We start from the raw sequence: 6,642 nt of genomic DNA on the forward strand, positions 1-6,642 counted from the left end.
CCATTCGCGCGGTGCAGGTGGCCTTCGACGTCGAGGAGGCGGTGCTCGAGGCGGTGCGCAAGGCGGCGTTCGACCGGCACGTGTCGACCTCCGACCAGATCCGGCAGGTGCTGGGCCTCACGACCACCGCGGGCCCCAAGCGCCCGCGGCTCACGGTGTCGCTCGGTGCGGCAGACTACGAGTTCCTGGCGGCGCGCTACGGACTGGCGGCCGACGACCGGCTCGCCATCAAGGAACGGGCGACGCGCGACCTGATCGCATTCGCGGGCAGTGGGAAGGCCGCGGCGAAGAGCGCGACGAAGAACGCGATGAAGAGCACTGCGAAGAGCGCCGCCAAGAGCGCTCCCGACGGCGTGAAGCAGAGCGCCCGCACCGGCAAGCCGGCGCGGCGATAACAACAACGCAGAGACCACCGGCTGGCCCGGGGGAGGATCGATGGGCAATTTCATGGAAGCGGTCACGGGCTACCCGACCGCGATCTACACGGTGCTGCTGGGCGTCGTGCTGATCTACTGGGTGCTGGCGATGCTGGGCCTGGTCGACATCGAGCACCACGGCATCGACGTCGACCTCGCGCACGCCGACGGCGATGCCGAGGACGTCGGCGACCTCGCGAGCTACGTGGTGGCCATGGGCCTCAACGGCGTGCCGTTCTCGGTCGCTGTGAGCCTGCTGGTGCTGGTGGCCTGGGTGGTGTCGTGCCTCGGCGGCGAGTGGCTGCTGCCGCTGGTCCCGACCACGCTGCTCAAGCTGGTCGCGGGCACCGCGCTGCTGGTGGCGAGCGCCGTGGTGGCGATTCCGGTCACGGCGGTGGCGATCCGTCCGCTGCGCGGCCTGTTCGTGAGCCACACGGCCGTGAGCAACGCGGCACTGGTCGGCCAGACCTGCAAGGTCGTCACCGGCGTGGTCAACGAGAAGGACGGCCGCGCCGAGGTGGCGCGCCGCGGCGCGAGCCTCAACATCCGCGTCTGGGCACCGGTGCCCAACACCCTGAAGCGCGGCTCGATCGCGCTGATCCTCGAATACGACGAGGTGGCCGCGCGCTACCTCATCGCCGCGCACGACGACCTGGCGTCCTGAGCGCGGCCCCCGCCCGATCCCCTGTTTTCCGCTTCAAGTACTGGAGAAAAAAGATGGAGCCCATCCTCATTGCCGTCGCCGTGCTGGCCATTGTCATCCTCGGCCTGTTCGCGATGTTCGCCAAGTTCTATCGCAAGATCGAACAGGGCCACGCGCTGATCGTGAACACGCTGCGCGCGGAACCCGAGGTCACCTTCACCGGCCGCATGGTCTACCCGATCATCCACAAGGCCGAGCTGATGGACATCTCGGTCAAGACGATCGAGATCGACCGTTCGGCCAACGAGGGCCTGATCTGCCGCGACAACATCCGTGCCGACATCAAGGTGAAGTTCTTCGTGCGCGTCAACAAGACGGCCGACGACGTGCTCAAGGTGGCGCAGGGCATCGGCTGCGCGCGCGCCTCGAACCACGAGACGCTCGAGGAGCTGTTCTCGGCCAAGTTCTCCGAGGCGCTCAAGACGGTGGGCAAGTCGATGGACTTCGTCGACCTCTACCAGGCGCGCGACAACTTCCGCGACCAGATCGTGAGCCAGATCGGCAACGACCTCTCGGGCTACGTGCTCGAAGATGCGGCGATCGACTTCCTCGAGCAGACGCCGCTGTCGGAGCTCGATGCCAACAACATCCTCGATGCGCAGGGCATCAAGAAGATCACCGAGCTGACGGCGGTCGAGCATGTGCGCACCAACGAGCTGCGCCGCAACGAGGAAATGCAGATCAAGAAGAAGAACGTCGAGACGCAGGAGGCGCTGCTCGAGCTCGAGCGCCAGCAGGCCGACGCCACCTCGCGCCAGCACCGCGAGATCGCCAGCGTGCGTGCCCGCGAGGAAGCCGAGACGCTGAAGATCCAGGCCGAGGAGCGCACCAAGTCCGAGAGCGCGCGCCTGCTCTCGGAGCAGACCGTGGCCGTGCAGCAGGAGAACGTGCAGCGCGAGAAGGAAGTGGCCGAGAACAACCGCAAGCGCGCGGTGGCGATCGAGGAGGAAAAGGTCACGCGTGCCCGCGACCTCGAGATCGTCGACCGCGAGAAGGAAGTGACGCTGCAGCGCATCGAGAAGGACAAGGCCGTCGAAGTGCAGAAGAAGGCCATCGCCGACGTGATCCGCGAGCGCATCGTGGTCGAGCGCACCGTGGCCGAGCAGGAAGAGGCGATCAAGGAGCTGCGCGTGGTGGCCGAGGCCGAGCGCACCAAGAAGTCGGTGGTGATCATGGCCGAGGGCCAGGCCGACGAGAAGATGGTGCTCGACGTGAAGGCGGCCGAGACGCAGGAGAAGCGCGCGCGCCACAAGGCGGCCGAGGAACTCACGCTGGCCGATGCCAAGCTCAAGGTGGCCGAGCGCGATGCCGAGTCGAAGAAGCGCGAGGCCGAGGGCGTGGAAGCGATCTCCGCCGCGCCGGGCCTCGCCGCCGCCAAGGTGCAGATCGCCACCGCCCAGGCCAAGCTCGCGAGCTTCGAGGCCGAGGCCACGGGCAAGGAGAAGATCGGCCTGGCCGACGTGCACGTGCGCGCCGCCGACGCCGACGCGATCCTCAAGGCCGGCCAGGCCGACGCGCAGGTGATCGAGGCGCGCTCGCAGGCCGAGGCCGCGGGAATGCGCGCCAAGTTCGAGGCCGAGGCCACGGGCAAGGAAAAGCTCGGCCTGGCCGAGGTCAACGTGCGCACGGCCGATGCCGAGGCCACGCTCAAGTCGGGCCAGGCCGATGCGCAGGTGATCGAGGCGCGCTTCGGTGCCGAGGCCAAGGGCCTGCACGAGAAGTTCGAGGCCATGAAGTCCATGAGCCCCGAGACCCGCGACCACGAGGAATTCCGCATGCGCCTCGAGAAGTCGCACATCGAGACCCTCAAGGGCATCGAGGCCCAGACGGCCATCGCCAAGGAGCAGGCCGAGGTGCTGGGCACCGCGCTGTCGAACGCCAAGATCGACATCGTGGGCGGGCAGGGCGACTACTTCGACAGCTTCGTGCGCTCGCTCTCGGTGGGCAAGGGCATCGACGGCGTGATCTCCAAGAGCAACGCGATCCAGGTCGCGTTCAAGGACCAGCTCTCGGGCAACCGCGACGTGGTGCAGGACCTGCGCGACATCGTGGGCGCGCTCGGCTCGTCCTCGGGCGAGATCCAGAACCTCAGCGTGGCGGCGCTCGTCAACAAGATCGCCACCGAGGGCAGCGAGACCCAGAAATCGGCGCTGCACAACCTGATCTCCACCTTCCGCAACTGAGCGCGGGCTGACCCGCACGGCACCCACCCATGGACACCAACGAGCCGGGCCATTCGCCCGGTGCCGCGGCCGATGCGACCGAGGCCCTGGTCTCGGGCAGCGGCAGCTACGACCTGCTGAAGAAGCGCCTCGAGACCCAGGGCGAGGGCCTGCTGAAGAAGGCGCGCGCGCTCAACGAGAAGCGGCTGGCCGAGTTCGGCCGCTCCGAGCAGTCGCTGGTGCTGCGCACCCGCGCGCGCACCGAGAACAACGCCGTGGCGCGCGACATCGTGCGCATCGGCGACCTGCTGCTGTTCGGCTACAACGTCTTCATCGGCCTGCGCAAGGAAACCGCCGTCGGCGACGTGTTCGGCCTCTACCGCATGGCGCAGCTCGGCGCGCCCGATGCCGACGAGCTGCAGCCGGTGCCGATCGCCGGCACCTTCCTCGAGGACGCGCGCTTCGCCTCCGACTTCCGCGAGCTCTACGCCTACTACAAGCAGGCCACGCTGCTGCAGCTGCGCGTGACGCAGGACAAGCTGCTGGCCGCGTTCCAGATCGGCCAGCAGTTGCACGACGTGCGCGTGTTCCGCTGGGCCATCGAGCGCGACGGCTCCATCCACTACATCGACAACCGCGGCGAGCGCGACATCGCGCTGCCGGCCAGCCACGACTTCGAATGGACCGTCGCCACGCGCGAGGACCACGTGGGCGGCAAGCATCCGCATGTGAACGTGCTCGACACCGTGTTCGTCGAGACGCTGGGCGGCGACCTCACGATCAAGGTCGAGAACAACACCGAGACCGGGCTGGGCATCTACAACGAACCGGTGGAGGATCGCAGCCAGTCGCTGACCGATGCCGAGATCGCCTGGGCCAAGCTCGGCATGCTGATCCTGCTGCGCGTGAAGCCCTACCGCGAGCAGGTCACGCGCTACCTGGTGTTCAACATCCGCACGCAGCAGGTCGAGCGCATCGACGCCATCGGCGGCTCGTGCGTGCAGCTGCCCGAGGACCACGGCATCATCTTCCCGGGCGGCTACTACCTGCAGTCGGGCGAGCACAAGCGCTTCGACCTGCCGGCCGACATGGTCGGCAGCCTGCGCTTCAAGCGCATGCTGCGCTCGCCCAACGGCGAGGACGTGGCCTATGTCTTCTACGACCCCAAGCCCGGGCGCTACGCGCTGTTCAACTACAACCTGATCGACAAGACGCTGGCCACGCCGATCGTCGCCAACGGCTATGCGCGCTTCGCGGACGGGCGCATCCTGGTGTTCAACGGCGACGAGAACGAGCCGACCCGCGTGCACCCGATGCAGCTGTGGCAGACGCCGTTCGCGAGCGAGGAGCATGCCGGTGCCCAGCCGCCGGCCACCGGCTTCTTCGGCAAGATCGGCAATGCCGAGCTGGTGCGCGGCGTGTCCGACCTGATGGGCATCGCGCGCGCGGTGCGCGAACAGGCGCCCACGCGCGCCGCCTATGAGGACCTGATCCGCCAGTGCACGCGCGTGAGCGATGCCTACTTCTGGCTCGACTCGCCCGAGACCGACAACCTCTCGGGCGAGCTGCGCAGCATCGCCGAGGTGGCGCGCGGCACGCTGGCCGAGTTCGAGAAGGTCGACACCATCCGGCGCGAAACGGCGCGCGCGCTGGCCCAGGCCGAGGCCGAGCAGCATGCGCTGCTGGTCGACATCGCCAGCACGCTGTGGCGCGCCCCCGACGACTTCGTCAAGGCGCTGGCGCGGCTGCGCGAGCGCCGCGGCCAGCTGCAGATGCTCAAGGAGCTGCGCTACGCCGACCTGCCGCGCATCGCCGCGATGGACGCCGCGCTCGAGACCGAGCAGCAGCGCATCGGCGAGCGCGCAATGCAGTTCCTGGCGGCCGACACTGCCTTCGATGGCCAGCGCCAGGCGCTCGACAAGCTCGCGCTCGAGCTGCCGCAGCTCGGCACCTCGCCGGCGCTCGGCAAGCTGCTCGCCACGCTCGACGAGCAGGCCGCGGGCCTCGACCTGCTGACCGAGCAGCTCGGCAGCCTGCCGGGCGGCGACGCGGTGGTGCGCACCTCGATCCTCGACCGCATCTCGCTGATCTACGCCGACATCAACCGCATGCGCGCCGATGCGCGCTCGCGCCGCAAGTCGCTGGGCGCGAACGAGGCGCGCGCCGAGTTCGGCGCCCAGTTCAAGCTGTTCGGCCAGGCGGTGGAGAACGCGCTCGAGTTCGCCGACACGCCCGAGAAGTGCGACGACGCGCTCACGCGCCTGCTGGCCCAGCTCGAGGAGATCGAGGGCCGCTTCGCCGAGCAGGAGGATTTCCTGGCCGACATCGCCGAGAAGCGCGAGTCGGTCTACGAGGCGCTGTCGGCGCGGCGCCAGACACTGGTCGAGGGACGCCAGCGGCGCGCCAAGGGCGTGATCGACGCGGCCGGCCGCATCCTCGACGGCATCGCGCGCCGCGTGGCGCAGTTCGGCGAACTGGGCCAGGTCCACAGCTACTTCGCGGCCGATCCGATGATCGCCAAGCTGCATGCGCTGATCGCCGACCTGCGCGCGCTCGGTTCGGCGGTGCCGGCCGACGAGCTCGACACGCGGCTGAAGACCGCGCGCGACCAGGCGCTGCGCGCGGTGCGCGACAAGCGCGAGCTGGTGAGCGAGGGCGGCGACACGCTGCGGCTGGGCCGCCATGCCTTCACCGTGCACCGGCAGCCGATCGACCTCACGCTGGTGGCGCATGGCGAGGGCCTGGCCTACCAGGTCACGGGCACCGACTACCTGAGCCCGGTCAATGACGAGCGCCTGCTGCCGCTGCGGCGCTACTGGAACCAGGCGCTGGTGTCCGAGACGCCCGCGTTGTCGCGCGCCGAGTACCTGGCCGGCTGCCTGCTCGAGGCGCTGCTCCAGGGCCGGGCCGAGCGCGGCTGGGCCGAACTGCTGGCGCTGCTGGCCGAGAACCCGCTGCATCCCGAGCTGCTGGAACTGGTGCGCCGCTTCGCCGCGCCGCGCTACCAGGAGGGCTACCAGAAGGGCGTGCACGACGAGGACGCGCTGCGCCTCCTGGCCGCGCTGGTGCCGATGCAGGACGAGGCCGGCCTGCTGGCCTGGGGTCCGACCGAGCGCGCGCTGGCCTTGCTCTACTGGCAGCACGGCCACCTGGTGGCGATGCGCGAATCGATGCAGCGGCGCGCGCGCGCCGCGCTGCAGATGCAGGAGCTGTTCGGCCGGCGCGATGCGCTGGCGCAGCTCGAGGCCGACATGGCGCGCGTGCTGCGCCACTTCGCGCAGGAATTCCTGCCCGACCTGCTGCCGCTGCCCGAGCCTGCCGCCGACGACGCGGCGCTCGAGGCGCACCAGGACGAGGTCAC

Annotated in this window: 4 protein-coding genes; all 4 read left to right on the forward strand. The window is 69.3% G+C overall.

The genetic code is table 11. The features are described 5' to 3' along the window. Positions 1-395: hypothetical protein (locus AC27VN_RS28920; RefSeq protein WP_490878763.1), on the forward strand; the 395-nt coding region annotated here is incomplete at its 5' end. Between the two features lie 52 nt (positions 396-447). Beyond that, entirely contained in the window at positions 448-1,080 is a 633-nt protein-coding gene (locus tag AC27VN_RS28925) for a ubiquinone biosynthesis protein (protein ID WP_256222622.1), read from the forward strand. Positions 1,081-1,133: 53 nt separating this feature from the next. Next, entirely contained in the window at positions 1,134-3,302 is a 2,169-nt protein-coding gene (locus AC27VN_RS28930) for a flotillin family protein (protein WP_296782059.1), read from the forward strand. Between the two features lie 29 nt (positions 3,303-3,331). Continuing rightward, positions 3,332-6,642, forward strand: a 3,311-nt coding sequence (locus AC27VN_RS28935) for a DNA repair ATPase (RefSeq protein WP_490878764.1), incomplete at its 3' end; no start/stop codon positions are given.

It is taken from the genome of Variovorax sp. 20P10.2.4, from assembly GCF_058244205.1.

What these genes read in the sequence shown, in the direction of transcription:
- AC27VN_RS28930 (WP_296782059.1), top strand. Translation starts at nt 1,134, where the DNA reads ATGGAGCCCATCCTCATTGCCGTCGCCGTGCTGGCCATTGTCATCCTC.
- AC27VN_RS28925 (WP_256222622.1), top strand. Translation starts at nt 448, where the DNA reads ATGGAAGCGGTCACGGGCTACCCGACCGCGATCTACACGGTGCTGCTG.